The 16,543-nt window shown below is 69.7% G+C and carries 17 protein-coding genes and 4 pseudogenes; 7 read left to right on the top strand and 14 right to left on the bottom strand.

Annotation, left to right across the window (positions count from 1 at the left end):
• Window positions 1-180: 180 nt before the first annotated feature.
• The 3 genes and pseudogenes from ACFY1U_RS16395 to ACFY1U_RS16385 all read right to left on the bottom strand — a co-directional run bounded on the left by ACFY1U_RS16395 (window position 181) and on the right by ACFY1U_RS16385 (window position 1,094).
• Complete coding sequence (locus tag ACFY1U_RS16395) at window positions 181-387, bottom strand: hypothetical protein (RefSeq protein WP_390694796.1); 207 nt, start codon at window positions 385-387, stop codon at window positions 181-183.
• A 106-nt stretch (window positions 388-493) separates the two neighbouring features.
• Window positions 494-750: pseudogene (locus ACFY1U_RS16390) on the bottom strand (hypothetical protein); the annotation flags it as partial.
• Between the two features lie 6 nt (window positions 751-756).
• Window positions 757-1,094 (bottom strand): annotated as a pseudogene (locus ACFY1U_RS16385) (ATP-binding protein).
• Between the two features lie 68 nt (window positions 1,095-1,162).
• Between ACFY1U_RS16385 and ACFY1U_RS16380 the strand changes: the two are divergent.
• From ACFY1U_RS16380 to ACFY1U_RS16370, 3 genes and pseudogenes are all read left to right on the top strand, one after another.
• Window positions 1,163-1,405: pseudogene (locus tag ACFY1U_RS16380) on the top strand (site-specific integrase); the annotation flags it as partial.
• Window positions 1,406-2,252: 847 nt separating this feature from the next.
• Complete coding sequence (locus ACFY1U_RS16375) at window positions 2,253-5,324, top strand: FG-GAP-like repeat-containing protein (protein WP_390694795.1); 3,072 nt, start codon at window positions 2,253-2,255, stop codon at window positions 5,322-5,324.
• Between the two features lie 32 nt (window positions 5,325-5,356).
• A pseudogene (locus ACFY1U_RS16370) lies at window positions 5,357-5,578 on the top strand (site-specific integrase); the annotation flags it as partial.
• A 92-nt stretch (window positions 5,579-5,670) separates the two neighbouring features.
• Here ACFY1U_RS16370 and ACFY1U_RS16365 read toward each other — a convergent pair.
• Window positions 5,671-6,129 carry a hypothetical protein gene (locus ACFY1U_RS16365; RefSeq protein WP_390694794.1) on the bottom strand — a complete coding sequence of 153 codons (459 nt, stop codon included), beginning with the start codon at window positions 6,127-6,129 and terminating at the stop codon, window positions 5,671-5,673.
• A 253-nt stretch (window positions 6,130-6,382) separates the two neighbouring features.
• On the bottom strand, window positions 6,383-6,841 hold the full coding sequence (locus ACFY1U_RS16360) for a helix-turn-helix domain-containing protein (protein ID WP_390694793.1): 459 nt from the start codon (window positions 6,839-6,841) through the stop codon (window positions 6,383-6,385).
• A gap of 832 nt (window positions 6,842-7,673) precedes the next feature.
• Here ACFY1U_RS16360 and ACFY1U_RS16355 point away from each other — a divergent pair.
• On the top strand, window positions 7,674-8,372 hold the full coding sequence (locus ACFY1U_RS16355) for a hypothetical protein (RefSeq protein ID WP_390694792.1): 699 nt from the start codon (window positions 7,674-7,676) through the stop codon (window positions 8,370-8,372).
• Window positions 8,373-8,508: 136 nt separating this feature from the next.
• On the top strand, window positions 8,509-8,802 hold the full coding sequence (locus tag ACFY1U_RS16350; protein WP_390694791.1) for an SCO5918 family protein: 294 nt from the start codon (window positions 8,509-8,511) through the stop codon (window positions 8,800-8,802).
• Window positions 8,803-9,041: 239 nt separating this feature from the next.
• Here the strand turns inward: ACFY1U_RS16350 and ACFY1U_RS16345 are convergent, their stop codons facing one another.
• The 7 genes from ACFY1U_RS16345 to ACFY1U_RS16315 form a co-directional block, all read right to left on the bottom strand.
• The gene (locus ACFY1U_RS16345; RefSeq protein ID WP_390694790.1) at window positions 9,042-9,425 is read right to left on the bottom strand and encodes an STAS domain-containing protein; all 384 of its coding nucleotides are present in this window, start codon (window positions 9,423-9,425) and stop codon (window positions 9,042-9,044) included.
• A gap of 115 nt (window positions 9,426-9,540) precedes the next feature.
• A complete protein-coding gene (locus tag ACFY1U_RS16340; protein ID WP_390694789.1) occupies window positions 9,541-9,864 on the bottom strand; it encodes an SCO5918 family protein in 324 nt (107 codons plus the stop codon).
• Between the two features lie 6 nt (window positions 9,865-9,870).
• On the bottom strand, window positions 9,871-10,176 hold the full coding sequence (locus tag ACFY1U_RS16335; protein WP_390694788.1) for a hypothetical protein: 306 nt from the start codon (window positions 10,174-10,176) through the stop codon (window positions 9,871-9,873).
• A gap of 89 nt (window positions 10,177-10,265) precedes the next feature.
• Window positions 10,266-11,753, bottom strand: a complete 1,488-nt coding sequence (locus ACFY1U_RS16330) for a DEAD/DEAH box helicase (protein ID WP_390694787.1) — start codon at window positions 11,751-11,753, stop codon at window positions 10,266-10,268.
• 178 nt (window positions 11,754-11,931) lie between these two features.
• A complete protein-coding gene (locus tag ACFY1U_RS16325) occupies window positions 11,932-12,135 on the bottom strand; it encodes a cold-shock protein (RefSeq protein WP_093912074.1) in 204 nt (67 codons plus the stop codon).
• Between the two features lie 234 nt (window positions 12,136-12,369).
• Complete coding sequence (locus tag ACFY1U_RS16320) at window positions 12,370-12,822, bottom strand: DUF5994 family protein (protein ID WP_390694786.1); 453 nt, start codon at window positions 12,820-12,822, stop codon at window positions 12,370-12,372.
• 327 nt (window positions 12,823-13,149) lie between these two features.
• Window positions 13,150-13,494, bottom strand: coding sequence for a hypothetical protein (locus ACFY1U_RS16315; RefSeq protein ID WP_390694785.1), 345 nt, complete (start codon window positions 13,492-13,494; stop codon window positions 13,150-13,152).
• Between the two features lie 847 nt (window positions 13,495-14,341).
• On the opposite strand from ACFY1U_RS16315, the gene ACFY1U_RS16310 reads away from it, so the two are divergent.
• The gene (locus ACFY1U_RS16310) at window positions 14,342-14,740 is read left to right on the top strand and encodes a DUF5994 family protein (protein ID WP_389072367.1); all 399 of its coding nucleotides are present in this window, start codon (window positions 14,342-14,344) and stop codon (window positions 14,738-14,740) included.
• 74 nt (window positions 14,741-14,814) lie between these two features.
• Here the strand turns inward: ACFY1U_RS16310 and ACFY1U_RS16305 are convergent, their stop codons facing one another.
• Both ACFY1U_RS16305 and ACFY1U_RS16300 read right to left on the bottom strand, forming a co-directional pair.
• Entirely contained in the window at window positions 14,815-15,303 is a 489-nt protein-coding gene (locus ACFY1U_RS16305) for a DUF5994 family protein (RefSeq protein ID WP_390694784.1), read from the bottom strand.
• A gap of 192 nt (window positions 15,304-15,495) precedes the next feature.
• Entirely contained in the window at window positions 15,496-15,750 is a 255-nt protein-coding gene (locus ACFY1U_RS16300; protein ID WP_389073348.1) for a hypothetical protein, read from the bottom strand.
• A gap of 175 nt (window positions 15,751-15,925) precedes the next feature.
• Between ACFY1U_RS16300 and ACFY1U_RS16295 the strand changes: the two genes are divergently transcribed.
• Window positions 15,926-16,411, top strand: a complete 486-nt coding sequence (locus tag ACFY1U_RS16295) for a DUF5994 family protein (protein ID WP_390694783.1) — start codon at window positions 15,926-15,928, stop codon at window positions 16,409-16,411.
• Window positions 16,412-16,543 lie beyond the last annotated feature (132 nt).

The following is a 16,543-nucleotide window of genomic DNA, read 5'->3' as shown; positions in this document are numbered from 1 at the left end:
TTTCCAAAGAGATCATATCCTCGGTTCTGAGGATTCTATCAACTTAAACGGACATATGCGGGCTTCTGTGAACATGTATGGCAAGTCGCAAGCGTTGTGGACGCCGACCGGGCTTGATCAACTTCGGCTGGCCGTTCGCTCAGGTTCGGCCTCGACCGCTGTCGTTCGCGGCCGTTGGTGTCAGCCGCTGATGTCAGGAGCGGAGGCGGCCTTGACACGGGTCCGCGTTGCCAACTGATGCCCATAACGGATCGCGGCGAGTGCGAGCCCCAAGGCCAGGAAGCATCGTGTGATCACGTCGTCTTCTGTGATCAGGAAGATGAGAAGCGGTATCACGAACACCAGGTGCCAGTGCGGGTGATTCCACCGATTGTTCTTGTCTGCCATCTCGCCCCTCCAGCGGCACCGTAGCGCCAGCTACCCAGCGATCGCACGGCGCGTTCCCCCTCACCTCAACCCACCACTCACCCCAGCTTCCATCCCGTCCGCCGTCCTGACGGCGAGCTAGCGGGGGGAAGAGGACGGGTCGGATCGTCCAGGTGAGGCGTGTGTCGGCCTGGGTCACCGACACCGTGCAGGGTTCGAAGCGTAGGAGTGCTCGCCTGGTCCTGATGCGGCCGAAGTACAGCCAGTGCCATGCCTCGTCGGAGGCGTCCGGGTCCAGGGCGGGTGTGATGGTGCGGAGTGTGGTCGCGACAATCTGTCGGCCTGGGCTGCGGTGTACGCGTCGAAGGAGGCCCGAAGCGTCGGCGGTGTCTATCGGCACGGGTGGCCTCCCCTGCGGGTGTCGGTGAAGAGTTCCGCGGTGATGGTGTGGCCGCCGTCGCTGTCGTGGACCACGACCCGGTGGGCGATCGCGCTGACCATGCCCAGGCCCCGGCCGTGCTCGGCCTCCTGGTCTTGGTGCTCGATCTTCGGGGCCGTGCCGGTGCCTCCGTCGTCGGTGACGGACAGGGCGATGATCTGCGAGGGCACCGCGAGGGCCAGATGGAAGCTGCCGGAGTCCCGGCCGCTGGCGGTGTGGAGGATCGCGTTCGCGCTCGGCTCGCTCACGTCAGTTCGGCGTCCTCCGCTAAGGGCGAGCCGCGCAGGATGTCGCGGGTCCAGCGGCGGGCCCGGCTGACCTCTTCCGGGGATCCTGGGCAAGTGAGCCCCCAGACCTGGGCACATACTCTCGACGCGCTCGGGCGCCACCCTCAAGGACACGATGGTCCGCGCCGGCCAGTCCTCCGAGAAAGCGGCGCTGATCTATCAGCACTCCGACGACGACCGACAGCAGGAAGTTGCAGCCGGTCTCGACGCGACCGTACACAAGGCACGCCAGGAAGCTGCAGCCGTGCCAGATGATCCGCCGGACAAGCCGGACGATCAGCGTTCTGGCACGAATCTGGCACGCGGCGACTGATCACAGCGGACAACAAAAGGCCCGGGTCTCTGACCTGGGCCTTAGTCGTGGAGCGGGTGACGAGAATCGAACTCGCGCTGTCAGCTTGGGAAGCGACGGCGCTTGGAGAGTCGGATGGCTTCTGACCTGGGCTTATGCGCTCTGAGGTTGCGCCCGAGGGGGGTGGTATTGCACCACTGTTGGCCGTGGTTGACCGGTCCTAAGGGCACGCTATGGGCACGCCGCAGGCTCGGAGGCGCTGGGAGGTCCTCTGGGCGGTCGAAGAGCAGGCGACTTCTGGAAGCGAGAGCTGGCTGGAAGGGCACGATTGCAGGAGCACATGGAAAGCGTCGCGGAGTGACCGTGGGCCGATCTCTCAGCGCCACCGCACGCTCAACTTCGACGCGGCGGTCCTGCGCGCCATGACGGACACCGTAGACACGTCGCTGTCCGCGCCCGACGCGCAGGCCGGCGTGGATCGAGGGATCCCTCCAGGCGCTACCTGCCCCATTGGCGGGAACCCTGGTTCAGCACGGCGGCGATGCCCTCGCCAACGCCATTGTCGGATGGTCGAGTTGAGACGTCGCACGCTCGCAGGGCCCACGGTGGATACGCGATGAGCGGTTCCGGCTGTCGGCCGGCGCGTGCGCGGATGGAGTGCTGCAACCGGCTGGGGAGACGTAACGCCTGGACCGCGATCTCTTTCCCCAGGCGCTCTTGATGCGCCTGGGCTTGCTGTTACTCTCGTGCCGCTGTGCACGGGGGGCAGCCGGGGGGACTGGATATTTTCGCAGCGCCGTCGACGCGCGCCTGATCGGCCGCCGCCGTCCCGTCACGCCTTTTCTGTTGAGAGGCCCAGGAGGCGACGATGGCCCGTCGTACCACCGCCCGCGGCGTCGTCGCCGCGCTGGCAGTTCTCGCCCTGACCGCCGGTCCCGGCCCGCTCGCCGTCACGGCCGACGCGGACAACGGTGCCGGGGGCACCGCCTTCGGGGCGGAGAAGGTCTTTCAGTCGGACCGCTACATACCGCGTAGGGACCGGATCTACAGTGCCGGTCCCCACGGTTATCTGCATGCGCAGGAGGGGCGTTCCGGCTATCTGTGGACGTCGTACGACAGCGGTACGACGACCGGGCTGGGTGACCTGGCCCGGGTGGAGTTGCCCGCCTACCTCGGCTCGTCGTCCGACATCGTGACCGACGTCGTCTCGTCCACCGCGAAGGTCGTCCTCAGGGACATGGACACCGGTACGAGCACGGACGTCGCCCTCACGCACGGCGGGTACACGGCGACCTTCGGCACTCATGTCCTGACCCAGGCCCGGACCACGGACGGCGGCCGTGTGCTGTATCTGTACGGCGACGGCGCACCCGCGGGCGGCACCCTCGTCGACGGGTGGCCGACCGGAATCACCACCAACTTCTCGGTCCTGGGCGGCGACAGCGGCACCGCCGTCATCAGTTACGCGCTCGCGAACGGCGAGCGGCATCTCGCGCTGGTGGATCTGGCCGCCGCGAAGGTCACCGGCGATGTGGTCGTGCCCGTGGCTCCGACGGGCGTCGCGCTCAGCGCCGACCGGCTGGTCTGGTGGTCCGACCTCAAGGTGGCACACGTCCTGGACCGCGCCGACCTCTCCGCCGCCGAGACGACGGTGCCGCTGCCCGGCACGGAGGGCACCCCGCATGTGGGCATGGCCGGGCACTGGCTGGTGGTCGCCCGTGCAGTGCCGACGGACCCGGGCGACCTGGTCGACGATTCCGGCGAGCGGCTCATGGCCGTCCCGCTCACGGGTGGTGACCCGGTCACCCTGCTCCGGCACGCGAACACTTCCCTCGTCGCGGCACCGGACGGCAGCCTGCTGGCCGTCGGCGGTACCGACGCCGGGCACTGGGCGGTACGCAAGGTCACCGACACGGGCGCGGACACCCCGACGCTCACCGAGCTGACCGCTGTACCGCCTGTGGCCGCGACGATCAACCGGTTGTCGCTGCAGAACGGCATGCTGGCCACCGACGAGGCCGACAGCAGCTTCCTGGGCGCCTACTACACCCGGCGGATCGCCGCCGACGGAACGCCGAGCGCGTCGACCTGGCGGAAGTGGGACGGCCTCGGGGTGGGCCCGTACGCCGCCGGGGACGGCCGCGCGGTGACGTTCACCGCGGACTCCGACCCCGTCGGGTCGTTCGTCCAGTCGCTCGACAAGAATGACCAGGCTGGCTTCTTCTATCTGCCCTCGGCCTCCGGCAGCGTCCTCGACGTCACCGGCCGCTACGCGATCGTCAACGGCTCCTCCCCGGCCAAGCAGTACGTCGGCGACCTCGGCGTCTACACCACGCTGGAGCCCATCGTCACCCGCTCCGTCACCGCCGCCTCCGTCTGGGGAACCAAGCTGTGGACGCCAGGTTCCGGCAACGGCGTAGTCACCGCGAAGGACCTGAAGACCGGCAGGACCACCGACACCCTCAACACCGGCGCCCCGTGCGTCCCCAAGGAACTGCAGGCGGTGGGCCGTTGGATCTACTGGTCCTGCGGTCCGACCGCGACGGCCGGCGTCTGGGACCGTACGGCCAAGAAGAACATCCCCGTCCCGTCCGGCCAGGGCCTGCTCGGCGACGGTTACCTCGTCCGGCACGACACCTCGGCCGGGGCTCTCCTCCTCACCGCCTTCGCCGACGGCACCGCGACCACCCGCAAGATCGGCGACCTGGCGGCGGGCAGCTCCAGTCTGCGTGGAGTGACCTGGACCGTGGACAAGTTCGGCGGCCCCGCGGCCTACGTGGACGCCGACAAGCGGATCCACCTGGTGCCCAGCGAGGTCGCCGCACAGCCTCTCGCCGTCGTCGAGTCGGAGGCGACCGACAACGCCTGGGAAAGCAGCGCGGTCGGCAGCCCGTGGTGGCAGTGGCGCGGACTGCTCTCCAAGCCCGCCGCCTCCTGGACGGCCACCCTCACCAGCAAGGCCACCGGCGCCGTGGTCCGTACCCTTTCCGGCGGGGAGGTGGAGGGCAACCTGACCGCGCGGTGGGATACCCGCGACACCCAGGGCGCGCTTGTCCCCAACGGCACCTACACCTTCAAGCTGACGGCCCCGCCCGCCGACGGTTCAGGACCGGCCCTGACGGTGTCGAAGACCGTCACGGTGTCCACCGGAGCCGCCGTACGCCACGACTTCACCAACAACGCCACCTGGGCACCCGACGGAACCGGCGATGCCCTGACCCTCACCTCGTCCGGTGTTATCAGCTACCGGCCGGGCAACGGGACGGGCGGCTTCGGCGGCGGCATGTCGGCCTCCGGCTGGCCCTCCTCCGTGACACTGGTCCCGTTCGGTGACCTCGACGGCGACCGCCGCAACGACATCCTCGTCCGATTCGGCAGCGGCGAACTGCGGGTGTACCGGACCATGCGCGGGCAGGCATTCACCACGAGCACCCCGCACACCTCGCTCGGCACCGGATGGAACCAGTACGACGTGCTGACCTCGCCCGGGGACATCACGGGCGACGGCCGTCCCGACCTGATCACGCGCAAGGCGTCGACGGGAGAACTGTTCCTGTACAAGGGCACGAGCACGGGGAAGCTGTCGGCGCGAGTCAAGATCGCGGGGAACTGGTCGGGCTACAAGAAGATCGTGGGTGTCGGCGACTTCAACGGCGACGGCCGCGGCGACCTCCTGGCTCAGGACCGCTCCAACACGCTCTGGCGCTACGACGGCAACGGCTCCGGTGGCTTCACGTCCCGTGTGACGGTGGCCTCCGGCTGGGGCTCGTCGTACAACGTCGTCGTGGGCGTCGGTGACATCACCGGCGACGGCAAGGCGGACATCGTCTCCCGCGACACCTCCGGCAACCTGTGGCGCAACAGCGGGAACGGCTCGGGGACGTTCGGGCCCCGCACGAAGATCGCCTCGGGGTGGCAGACGTACAAAGGCGTGTTCTGACGGCCCGGGGGCCCCTTGAATGGGCACTTGGCCTCGGCTCAGGGCCGCGGGGCACTGGCGGCCCCAGGACTCGCGCGGGCAAACGCACCGTGTACCTGCCCGACTTCCGGCTCCCGGAACTCCGCCGCCACCTCCAGTGGTTCGCCGAGAAGGGACCGGACGGTCTCCTCTTCTTCGGGAAAAAAGGCGCCCCCTTCCGCCGCTCGACCTTCGGCCGCAAACGGCGCAAGGCGAGACCACCTAAAATTGGACTAGACAATAAACAAACCCCAGGCCGCTGACCTGGGGTTTCATCATGGAGCGGAATGGCTGCAGAGACCGCTGCCGTTGACGTCCTGTTGCTGCGTCAGCGGCCCTGGCGGGCGCTCCCCTTAGCCAGCTGCCATGCCTCGCCGGACATGCGTGGACCTCTTCGCGCCCCTCGGCTGCAGGCTGGAGGCCAGCTTCCGTGGCGTTCAAGGGCGTCGCCGTCACGGAAGGGCTTGTCTTCTGAAAAGTCGGCGAGGTCGAGGCGGCCGAGTCGGAGGTAGCGGGCGCCGCGTTCTTCGGCGAGGCGGGAGCCGTCGAAGCGCAGCCAGCCGCCGTTGTGGAACGGGCCGTTGAGGTCCGTGACGTTCTCCGCTTCGTGCAAGGCGCGTTCGCAGGCGGACAGGTTCCCGAAGGCGTCCGGATGCACAGCTTCGACGTCCCAGGGGGCCAGGGCTTCGGTGGGGAAGTCCTTCAGGTTGAAGGTGACGACGACCTGTGCCTTGGCTCGGATCGTCGCGGTCAGGACATGCCGGTCGTCCGGGTCTGGCAGCTTCACGGCATCGATCAGCGGTTCGTGTCCTCTGACCAGGCAGTCCCGGATTGTAGCGTTCATCAAGGCGCGGACACGGTCGAGCTTCTCGGGTGGGATGTCCGGGTGGTTCTTGAGGATGTTACGGAATGTCTCGTCGAGGATCTGATCGGTCCACTTGGCTTGGACGAGGCCACCCTGCGCGAATTCGGATGAGGACGTCGCGCAGGGTGCTGGGGTAGAGGACGTTGGCGTCGCAGATGGCGACGAAGGCCATGTGCTAGATCATTCCCATTTCCTGGCCGAGCTGGGTGAGCTCGTCGGCGGCTGCGCGGCGACGCTGGTCGTCCTTGCGCTTGTACTGCAGGAGCGACGACGCGGTGATCCGCCGATGTGTGCCGACGGTTCGGTATTCGATTTCTCCGGCATCGAGCAGCCCGATCAGGAATGGCCGCGACACGTTGAGCATGTCTGCTGCCTGCTGTGTGGTGAGCTCGGCGTCGGACGGGACGACCGAGACAGCGCGGCCGGCCCCCAGGTGGGCCAGCATGGTGGCGAGCAGTTCCACGGCCTCGCGGGGTAGGGCAAGGGACTCTCGCGCTCCGTCCTCGACCGTCACGGTGATCTCTGCGAGGTCCTGGTGTGCCGCCAGGTAACTGCCGACCTGTGTGAGCGCGTGCGCTGCGGCCGCGGCCTTCTCAGGTGGCAGCTTCACGGGTCGGATGTCTGTCTTGGTCATGGTGCGCCCCTGTCGGTGCGGGAAGCAGGCATCGAGTCTGCCTATACCCATCATTCGAAACAATCGAAGTAAACGCAACAAGTGAAAAGAGATGATGGTTCGGGAGGTTGTCGAGTCTGCGCTTACTCCGCATCCGGCCCTCTCCGTCAAGGGAACGGCAAGCTGATGGCCTCGGTCGCGCGTCTTGCCAGGGCTCCGTGCACCAAGGGGCGTACCAGGCCGCGCAGTTGAGGAGGGAGGGTAGGTGGTGACCAAATGCACCGAGGGGGCCCGTGCCCTCCGCGTGCCCAATCTCGGGGCGTGTCGGGGGTGCGAGGGCCGACAAATGGTCTGGCCAGCAAAAAAGCCCCAGGTCGCTGACCTGGGGCTTTAAGCAGAGCGGGTGACGAGAATCGAACTCGCGCTCTCAGCTTGGGAAGCGACGGCGCTTTCGCGGTCGGAGCGCCTCTGACCTGGCCGTATGCACTCTGGCGTAGTGGTCGGGAGTGCTGGGTCGCACCGCTGTCGACCGTGGTGACCGCTTTTATGGGCACGCTCTGGGCACAGGACTGAGGAGCGAGTGTCGGAGTGCCGCTTCGACGGGCTCTCGGCCCGACTCGGCTCGATCACTCGGCCGACCCGGGGGTGCTTCGCTCGTGCACACTCCTCCGCCGAGGCCGCTCACTCGCCGGCTTTCGAGTCCTGCCAGGTGGATGTGCACTCTCCGGCCACGTCGGCGGCGTAGGCTCGAAGGCACCGAGGGCACCTCGTGTGCCGGCTCACGCGCCGGTGCCGTTCTCGGCGAACGACGACGCCGGGCCGGACCCGTCCGGACCCGGAGCAGGGTTCGCCCATGACCGTGAACACGCCGGACCGCCCGCAGACCGCCCACCTGGGGACACCCGGCCGACAACCGGCGCTTACCGAGGCGCCGCCGCAGCGGCGCCGGCAGGGGCCCTCACCCGAGAAGGGCGAGTTCGTCCGCCCGCTGACCCGGTGCCAGATCGACGACCGTATGGAAGAGCTCGGCGAGCTGTACACCAACACCTCTTCCCACCAGGTGCGGGCCTCGGACGCGTCGGGCCAGGACCGGTCGGCCGTGTTCCGGCGACGGCTCGCGGGCCACATGCGGCGACCGGGGTTCGAACTGCTCGTGGCGGAGACCGCCGGCCCCTCGGGCGCCATCGGCCTCACGGCATGCGCCTACGGCTTCCCCGTGCGTGGCGACGGGCCCTGGTGGGACGGCCTCGACGGGTGGTACCTCCCGGAGAGCCTGCTCCGCGTCGCCGCCGTCGGCAGGCTCTTCGCGATCGCCGACATACTCGTGGAGCGGCGGGTACGCACGCAGGACCAGAGCCGCGAGTGGAACCTCGCCCGGCGCCTGCAGAAGCGTCTGCTGGGCGATCACTCAGCCGCGCTCGGTGTCACGCTGGTCGACCGGGACAACGCGGACACGCTCGAAGCACTGCTGTCCTGGGGCTGGCGCTGCCTGTCGGCCGACGCCCGCGAGGCGTCGCATCTCGCTCCCGGCCGACTTCTGGTGCTCCGCTGACCGGCGGGTGGCGACCAGCGACCAGCGACCGGCGGGCGTGAGCCCCTCCCTGCTCTCGGCCGGCACTCGCGTCGACCGCACTGCCCCTTCTCGCGTTCCACCCGTCCCGGATCCGTCCCGACCCTGGTGAGGCACCATGCGCTGTGTGATCGCCCATTATCCCTTCGACCTGTCCAAGGCGGCCGTGGAGATGTCGATGGAGAACGTCCTGCCCGAGCCCGTGACGGGGGAATGTGTCGTCATCGGGGGCCGGGTGTACCCCGTCAAGCAGGTGGGAGTCGTGATCACCCGCCAGGACCCGCGCGACTTCACCGCCGCGGAGATGGTCCGCGCACTGGTCCGTCTCGGCTTCACCTGCCGAACCGCACCTCAGCAGCCCTCGCCCACGCCCGGCCTGTCGTACGGTTCCGTCGACCGGTCGCTCGGCTGACCATCCCGTACGTCCGCCGTGCCCTGCCTCCTCGGCAACCTCACGGCGAATGCCCTGCGCAACGTCTGGGCCCACACCGTCGTCTTCTGCGGCCACTTCCCGGGAGACACACAAACCTTCACGGAGGACCAGATCGATCACCACGTCCTCCCCGACCTGTCCAGCAACCGCTACGCCGAGTTCGCGCCCCGGGTACGGGAGATCTGCGCCCGGTACGGGCTGCCGTACGTCACCGGGGCTCAGGGTCGGCAGTACGCGTCGATGTGGGGGGCGGGTGCTGCGCCACGCGCTGCCGTAGGCGTTCCGCTCCAGGCGTCCTGGGCGCTCGCATAGGCGGGGAAGCGGCCGAGCACCCCGCCGTCCAGCATGACGAGTTCTATGCCACGGCTGCTGTGGACGACGCGGACCCAGCCCTGCCGGGCCCGGCAGTCGTCCCACGCCTCGCACAGCGGTTGCAGGATGCTTCCGTCCGCGAAGGTCACCTCGCGGAGATCGACGATGAGGAAGACGCGCCTGCATCCGGTGCGGGCACCCTCCAGAGCGTGCACCAGAGGTGTCATGGTGGTCAGGTCCAGCTCGCCACGGGCGCGCACCATCCGGCATTCGTCGAACAGTTCGGGCATACGGAAAGGCTCGGGCGGGTCGGGATGAGCGCACATGCGCCCCATCTCCTCTGTCCGGTGGGGACCTCAGAGTTCTTGGACGGGGCAGCGGACGAATGCCGTCCGCCGAACGGCATCACGCGTCATGGAAGCCGGGGCTCCCGAGCGCTTCCGAGGCGGCCTGGAGGGGGCTGCGGGCACCCGCATCCGGGATCGGTGCGGCCTCGGGACGGGCGTGGCAGGCGAAGCCGAGGCGGGCCATGGCCCGGGTGACCTCGCCGCCGCTGAAGTCGCGGCGGTCCTGCCGGGTGATGACCTCGCCGACCTGCATCACGGGATAGCGGCGGCGGCCGATGGTCACGGAATCACCGGTGACGATCTCGGGCTTGACGCCCGCCATCGAGTCCAGCACTCCGTGCTTGGTCAGTTCGAACGGGTAGCGGGCGATGACGCAGTGCATGGTGCCTCACAGGAAGAAGGTGGAAGGGCTGACGGCCGGGCACGGTGCGCCGAGGACGTCCCGCAGCCGGATGTGGTCGGTGTAGGCGGAACTGTCGCGGTGCACGGCGAGTTCGGCCCGGGTGACCGAGCCGGTGCGCTCGTCGTCCGCGTCGCACAGGAGCAGGTGGTCCACACCGGCGCCGGCCATGATGGACAGGGCCACCTCGACGGTCATGTCGTTGAACACCCGTAGCTCGGTCGCGTCCAGGTGGTCAGCTCGGGCCATGACGTCGGCAGTGGTCGGGTTGCGATGCATCTGAAGCGGTGTCACGGCTGCCTCCTGCGGTACGGGCGGATTCTCTGAGCGCGATGGCTTTGCGCAGCCGGTCCGTCGCCGGCCGGCGACGGACCGGCGACCTGTCATGCCGCGCGGCGCTTCGCCGCGGACCGGCCCCGGGCGGTGCGCCCCCGTCGGCTCCGGGCCGAGGCCGACCCACCGGACGCGGCCCGCCGGGGCGGCTCCGCGGTCGGCGCGGTGATGACGACCGGGACACCGGACGGGGTCTTGGCGCCGGTGATGCGGCTCAGTTCCGCCTCTCCCGAGCGCACCGCGGTGATCGTCGGGCTGATGCCGGCCGAGGTCATCAGCCGGCTCATGTCACGGCGCTGGGCCGGGGTCACCAGGGTGACGACGCTGCCCGACTCGCCGGCCCGGGCCGTACGGCCGCCGCGGTGCAGATAGTCCTTGTGGTCGCCCGGCGGATCCACGTTGACGACCAGGTCGAGGTCGTCGACATGGATGCCGCGGGCCGCGACATTGGTCGCCACCAGCGCCGTCACCTGCCCGCTCTTGAACTGCGCGAGAGTCCGGGTGCGCTGCGGCTGGGATCTGCCGCCGTGCAGGGCGGCGGCGCGGACACCGCTGCCGAGGAGGTGCTTGGTCAGCCGGTCCACCGCGTGCTTGGTGTCCAGGAACATGATGACCCGGCCGTCCCGGGCCGCGATCTCGGTCGTCGTGCGGTGCTTGTCCGCCTCGTGCACATGGAGGACGTGGTGCTCCATCGTGGTGACGGCACCCGCCGACGGGTCGACGGAGTGGACCACCGGGTCGGTCAGATAGCGGCGCACCAGCTTGTCGACGTTGCGGTCCAGGGTGGCAGAGAAGAGCATCCGCTGGCCTCCGGGACGCACCTGGTCGAGCAGCGCGGTGACCTGGGGCATGAACCCCATGTCGGTCATCTGGTCCGCCTCGTCCAGGACGGTGACGGCGACCTCGCCCAGTCGGCAGTCGCCCCGGTCGATGAGGTCCTTCAGCCGCCCCGGCGTCGCGACGACGACCTCGGCCCCGTCCCGCAGCGCATGCGCCTGCCTGCCGATCGACATCCCGCCGACCACGGTGGCCAGCCGCAGCCGCACGGCGCGGGCGTACGGGGTGAGCGCGTCGGTGACCTGCTGGGCGAGTTCGCGGGTGGGTACCAGGATCAGGGCCAGCGGCTGCCGTGGTTCGGCTCGGCGGCCCGCCGTACGGGCCAGCACGGGGAGGCCGAAGGCAAGGGTCTTGCCGGAGCCTGTACGGCCGCGGCCGAGTACGTCACGGCCGGCCAAAGAGTTCGGCAGGGTGGCCGCCTGGATCGGGAACGGCACGCTCACGCCTTGGTGGCCGAGCGCGGCCAACAGCGGTGCCGGCATGGCGAGTTCGGCGAACGACTCGACGGCGGGCAGTGCGGGCTCGATCGTCTTGGGCAGCGCGAACTCGCCGCCGGGCGCGGCCTGTCGGCCGTCGTGGACCTTGGGGCGGCGCCGGGCGCCGGAGCGGTTTGCGGGGGAGCCCTCGAAACGGTCGTAAGGGCGGGTGGCGCGCGTGGTTCGCTGCGGGCGTTGAGCGCGTGAAACGCGTGCTCTGTTCATGTGGATTCTTCCTCGATGCGGGCGCGTATCAAGGAATTCCCGCAGCATGATGAACGGCGCAGAGAATCGCGAGAACGAGCCGAAGACGACAGGGGCGATTTCCCCTGAAAATGCAGCGAGCTGGGGCCCGCACCCCAAGGTGCGGGCCCCAGCTGCGAAGTGTGCGTCGGTGCTGTGGTCAGGCCGGAACGATGTTCTCGGCGGTCGGGCCCTTCTGGCCCTGCCCGATGTCGAACGACACCTTCTGGCCTTCCTGCAGCTCGCGGAAGCCCTGGGTGGCGATGTTCGAGTAGTGGGCGAAGACGTCGGCGCCGCCGCCGTCCTGCTCGATGAAGCCGAAGCCCTTTTCGGCGTTGAACCACTTCACAGTGCCCGTAGCCATGTCATTTCTCCTTCGGAAACGGTGCTCGGAGTTCGCCCTGTGCGTCCTCCGTGTCGCCGCGATGATCAGCCCGTCGGAAAATGAACCTTTTGGCAACCACAACTGCAACCTGCCTCGACAGTAGCACGCGCATTGGCCACCGGTCGCGAATAATTCCGCTCAGCCGGGTGGCCAGAGGAATATTCCTCCTCCCCCGTGTCTAATTCTCTCCTCGAGGCGACAGATATTTACCGATCAGCGGGTCAGGAGCGCGCTCGCGCCGAGGTGGAGCGCGGGGTCGGCCGCCGCGGTCATCAGCCGGGAGGCTTCGTCGGGAGGCTCCTGGGGCGGGACGACGAGGAGCACCCAGCGTCCGACGGTGTCGCAGTCCAGGGTGATGACATGCTCTTCGTCCGCAGATCGAGTCTGTTCCACGGTGATCGTTCTGCCGGATGACATCACCGTGTGCGGTGCGTCGGGCCATTGAGCGGCGTCCACGGTGACGGCCACCGTGGTGAACCGGTCGGGCTCCAACGCGGCGACCAGCGAGGGCAGTTCCAGTTCCAGCGCGTCGCAGCGCGGCCACCAGGCTCCGTCCAGCGGGCCGTGGCTGACTTCCGGGGTGAGGGCCAGGCGGGGCAGGGGCATGCGGTAGGTGTGCCCGCCGTCCGCGGGTGGGGCTTCGGCAGGCGTGCTTCTGGGTTCCATCGTGCGGTCCCGTCGCGGGAGCCGAGGGCGGCTGCCCGTTTCGTCATTCGCCGGGAACGGCACCGCCGGTCGCGCTGCGCGAAAAGCCCTCGGTACGTTCAGGCTACGCCGGGACGGGGAGGAGCGGTTCGAGGAGCGACGCCCGGGTCGGTCAGGCCGCGGTCGCGGGGCCGGCACCGCGCGCACTCTGTGGACCGGGCGGCGGTGGGCCGCCCGGGGAGTCCCCAGACGGCCGCCGCCAGGGGTCGAACGACCGGCGGCGGCCGTCGAAAGGCGCCTGCACCGACGGACCTGTGGCCGTTCGTGCGCGCGCAGCATCCTCCCGGTTCAGGCGCGCAGCAGCCGCCCGGTGATCTCCCGGTACTCCCGCAGCGCGAGCCGGAGTTCGGCGGACTGCGTCTCGGGGTCCCGGTCCTGCCAGCCCGCACGCAGGACTCGCCGACGTTCCGTAAGGGCGTTCACCAGCGCCTCGGTGGCTTCGTCGAAGGCGTTCTCGGCCTCCTCCAGGGCCTGGCCCGGCGCGTCCGCGAAGGTGTTCACGGCGTGTCCGAGGCGCCGGACGATCCTGTCCCGTTCGTCGGTCGGGAGCAGCGGTTCCACGCCCGGGGCGCGGCGCCCGCCGAGGCCCGGGGGCCGGTCGGCGGGTTGCTGGGCGCGTGTCTGGTCGTACATCGTCGTATCCACCGTTCCCGTGGTGATGGGGGTCGCCGCCCGAAGACGCCTTTGGCCTTCTCGACGGCTTGTTTCAGGCTGCCTGAAGCCCGATCGGCCACTGCCATCACGGCCCTGCGCCGTCCCGTCAGTCAATGTCCCGCGACGATCCGTGTCAACGCGGCACCGGCCCGAGCGCACCCCGCCCGGGGGCATGACCAGCGGTCTCCGAGTGCTTCCCGGCCCGGGGAGTACGGTGGGGAGAACGAGGGTGCGTCGTGCCTATCTGACAGGTCGTCTCCAGTACACCACCCATCGACCACGGTCAGCCCGTGACCGCGCCTGCGTCCCAGTGGCCTCCGCCGAGGTCAAGGAGCCCCTCCATGTCACCCAGGTCCACCGCGGTGACCCCGTCGCCGCCCCAGGACCACGACGGCTCCTCCCCCTTCCCGCCGGACGGCCCGTTGCCCGCCCGCTGCGGCGGGGAGCGGCTCTACGCGGCCGTGACGGCAGTGATCGTGGTCCGTCGACATCTTGTTCGCCGTGGTTCTCTACACGATCACGGGCAGCCGCATGATTCGGTGGGCGCCCCTTTCGCAGCAGGCACCACGACCGGGCCACCAGCCTGCGGCCGCCGGCGTCGCGCTCCTTCGGTGAAAGAGAGCCCGCCCCCCTTCCACCACGCCGACCCCACCACCGCCCGGCACGGTGTCGACCGCGGACGGCCGGCCCTTCGGCCGCCGTCATCCGCCTCCTCGAACGCCTCTGCCGACTGCACGACGCGCGCCGGCCGCCGCCGGACCGGGTCGCGGCCCGTCGTGCCCGACGTCAACCATCCCATCGCTCAAGGCAGTTGGCAGGAGCCGTCATGACCACCGCACTGCAGCCCCCGCTTCCCTCCCAGCCCGCCCTGCGCCTGCGTCTGGCCCCGCACAGGGATCTGCCCCGGGCCATCGACGGCGCGTGGTGGCCTCGTTCGTACGACCTCCTCGCCGAACTTCCGTTGCTGCTCGCCGGGTTGCCGCACGCGTGGGGCCACATCACCAGCGTCACGGTCAGCGGGGCGACCTGGTCCGCGGTGCCCGGCCGGATGCTCGTCTCCAACCAGGTCGTACGGCTGCGCAGGACACCGGCGGCATCCGCCCCGCGCACCGTCGTCCTGCTCGCCCCCGGCCGGGGGCGCTGGGACCTGCTCGTGGTGCCGCCGGACACGACCGAGGAGGCCGCGGAACCGCTCATGTCGGCTGCCGCGGACGGTCAGGGCTGACCCGGCCGGTGACCGGCTGCCGGGCCGCTCACCTGGTCGCCGGGGCACTGAAGGCCAGGGCGGTGAGCCGGCCGTCACATGCCCGCCGCCGGCCGGTCCGCCGGGCCGGCCCCGGTGTCATACGACGATGCTGCGCCGTCGGGCTGTTCCGCCGTCATGAGGGCGGACGCGGTCCAGTGCGGGCCCGTGCCGGCGCTCGCGGCAGCCATCAGCCGGGCGGCAGCCGCGTCGGCGGTCTCGGGCGGAACCACCAGCAGGTTCCAGGGGCCCGACGTGCCGGACAGCAGCAGGATCTTGTGCGGATCCAGCTCCGAGGTGAACCAACCGACCTTCACCACATGGCCGTTGACGAAGATTCTGTGCGGAATGATGGGCCAGTAGCGGGGATTGAAGGCGATCCGGGTGATCCGGCCCCACGGCGGGTCCAGTACGTCGGCCAGCGGGGTGAGTTCCTGTGTCAGGTCACGTGAGCGGGGCCACCAGGCGCCGTCCAGCTCGACGTGTTCCGGGGAAGGGCTCACGGGTCTGAGGGCGAGGCGTGCGGTCGGAGCCCTGAAGGGCATGGCGCTCAGCGGAGGACGGCCGGTGGTCGCGGACATCGTGCGGACCCGTCTCCGGACTCCCTGCGCGTGGGCAGTTGTCCGGCGTCGTTGCTCACCAGGAACGACACCGGCATCGGGGTCGGTGTGCGAAATGCTCCCGATGACCTCACGCTACTCCTCGAACAGGCCGAACGGACTGCCCTGGCCGTCGCCTCACTCGCGCCGGCTGTCCGCTCCCGGGGAGCGGCTGGTCTCCAGCCAGGACCGCGCCGGCTCCGCCGCCCGCGTCGTGTCCACGACGAGCTCGAGGCGCGTTCCTCCCCCGGCGCCCGCGGGATAGCTGCGCTGCTCGGTCGCCGCGAAGCAACGTCGGAGCACTTCCGCGACACGACGGGCGACCTCGGGTGAGGCCGCGACGATGCGTACGTCGGCGTGCCCTTCCGAGGGGGTTTGCCTGGTCTGCTGCATGGCGACCTCGGGGTGTCTGGGCACGGATGAACGGACCGGATGTTCGACTCTACTCCGGCGCGCCTCGCGGCTCACGCGCGTGACCAGCGGCTCTCCCGGCCGCAGTGAGCCGCGGAGTACCGTGGAACGAGGAATCCACTCCGCGCTTCCGCCGACGGACAGACAGGTGAGTGTGATGCCCGACTCCGACTCCCCGCGTGCGACCAGGCTCCTGCCGGACACGCTCCACCAGGTGGCGAAGCCCGGGACGGCCGTGGTGCGGCTGGAGACGACACATGAACGGCAGGGCGTTCTGGACGGGGCATGGTGGCCGCGGTCCCGTGACGTCGCAGCCGAGCTGCCCGCCCTGATCACCGCACTGACCGAGTATCTCGGGCCGGTCACCCGCATCGGCCTGGACGCCACCGCCTGGGAGGAACTGCCGACGCGACTGATCGTCGACGACCGCGTCGTCCACATCGACTCCTTCCCGGTCGGCGACGACACCGTCCTCGTCACCAGGGGCGAGGCGGACCACTTCTCTCTCCTCGTGGTCCCGCCGCATGCGGCGCCTGAGGCGGCATGCGCCGCGATGGCCGAAGCGGTACGCGCCGACAACATCACCCAGGCCGCACAGATCCTCATCGACACCGGCACCGGTCAGATGGCGCCGGAGCCCTGAGGGCGGTCGGTCCGGTGCCGGGACGGCCGATCCGGTGGCGAAGTCCGACAGGCGCAGACGACGCGTGCGGGTGTACGACCTCCCTTGGAACAGCTGGCATCCGGCCTGTTGGGCCGCCGCACGGCGTTCGGG

Source organism: Streptomyces sp. NPDC001351 (assembly GCF_042896045.1).
GTDB lineage: Bacteria > Actinomycetota > Actinomycetes > Streptomycetales > Streptomycetaceae > Streptomyces.
This window is presented reverse-complemented; position numbering and strand designations above follow the sequence as displayed.

Excerpts from the sequence above, each read along its gene's own strand:
- ACFY1U_RS16395 (WP_390694796.1), bottom strand. The coding sequence starts at position 387 with ATGGCAGACAAGAACAATCGGTGGAATCACCCGCACTGGCACCTGGTG.
- ACFY1U_RS16375 (WP_390694795.1), top strand. The coding sequence starts at position 2,253 with ATGGCCCGTCGTACCACCGCCCGCGGCGTCGTCGCCGCGCTGGCAGTT.
- ACFY1U_RS16360 (WP_390694793.1), bottom strand. The coding sequence starts at position 6,841 with ATGACCAAGACAGACATCCGACCCGTGAAGCTGCCACCTGAGAAGGCC.
- ACFY1U_RS16355 (WP_390694792.1), top strand. The coding sequence starts at position 7,674 with ATGACCGTGAACACGCCGGACCGCCCGCAGACCGCCCACCTGGGGACA.
- ACFY1U_RS16350 (WP_390694791.1), top strand. The coding sequence starts at position 8,509 with ATGCGCTGTGTGATCGCCCATTATCCCTTCGACCTGTCCAAGGCGGCC.
- ACFY1U_RS16345 (WP_390694790.1), bottom strand. The coding sequence starts at position 9,425 with ATGCCCGAACTGTTCGACGAATGCCGGATGGTGCGCGCCCGTGGCGAG.
- ACFY1U_RS16340 (WP_390694789.1), bottom strand. The coding sequence starts at position 9,864 with ATGCACTGCGTCATCGCCCGCTACCCGTTCGAACTGACCAAGCACGGA.
- ACFY1U_RS16330 (WP_390694787.1), bottom strand. The coding sequence starts at position 11,753 with ATGAACAGAGCACGCGTTTCACGCGCTCAACGCCCGCAGCGAACCACG.
- ACFY1U_RS16325 (WP_093912074.1), bottom strand. The coding sequence starts at position 12,135 with ATGGCTACGGGCACTGTGAAGTGGTTCAACGCCGAAAAGGGCTTCGGC.
- ACFY1U_RS16320 (WP_390694786.1), bottom strand. The coding sequence starts at position 12,822 with ATGGAACCCAGAAGCACGCCTGCCGAAGCCCCACCCGCGGACGGCGGG.
- ACFY1U_RS16315 (WP_390694785.1), bottom strand. The coding sequence starts at position 13,494 with ATGTACGACCAGACACGCGCCCAGCAACCCGCCGACCGGCCCCCGGGC.
- ACFY1U_RS16310 (WP_389072367.1), top strand. The coding sequence starts at position 14,342 with ATGACCACCGCACTGCAGCCCCCGCTTCCCTCCCAGCCCGCCCTGCGC.
- ACFY1U_RS16305 (WP_390694784.1), bottom strand. The coding sequence starts at position 15,303 with ATGCCCTTCAGGGCTCCGACCGCACGCCTCGCCCTCAGACCCGTGAGC.
- ACFY1U_RS16300 (WP_389073348.1), bottom strand. The coding sequence starts at position 15,750 with ATGCAGCAGACCAGGCAAACCCCCTCGGAAGGGCACGCCGACGTACGC.
- ACFY1U_RS16295 (WP_390694783.1), top strand. The coding sequence starts at position 15,926 with ATGCCCGACTCCGACTCCCCGCGTGCGACCAGGCTCCTGCCGGACACG.